This is a genomic window from Streptomyces sp. P17 (assembly GCF_032436805.1).
GTDB lineage: Bacteria > Actinomycetota > Actinomycetes > Streptomycetales > Streptomycetaceae > Streptomyces.
Map to the genome: position 1 here is coordinate 1 of NZ_JAVRBF010001059.1, position 260 is coordinate 260.

Genomic DNA, 260 nt, shown 5'->3' on the forward strand with positions numbered 1-260 from the left:
GTCCCGGCAGACCCTTGTCCATGGCTGAGCTCCCTTCGGCCTTGCAAGACCACTTGCGTGACGGTCGCACCCGGCGGTAGGCTTCGCTGTCCATTTTTCGCAGCCGATGGACAGATCCTGCGGAAATCGGCGTGGGGGAAACCGGCCATCACCGCGACATTGCCCCTTGAACGACTCCTGATGTTCGAGACGCGCGATCGCGACGAGGCGCGCGACAGCGTCGCGCGCGTGTTCTGCCCTCACCGCCTGGACCTGGTGAG

At 65.0% G+C, this 260-nt stretch carries 1 protein-coding gene; it reads left to right on the plus strand.

Translation table 11 applies throughout. The annotated features are described in order from the left end of the window. Nucleotides 1–57 precede the first annotated feature (57 nt). Nucleotides 58–260: hypothetical protein (locus tag RMT89_RS43935; protein ID WP_315889351.1), on the plus strand; the 203-nt coding region annotated here is incomplete at its 3' end.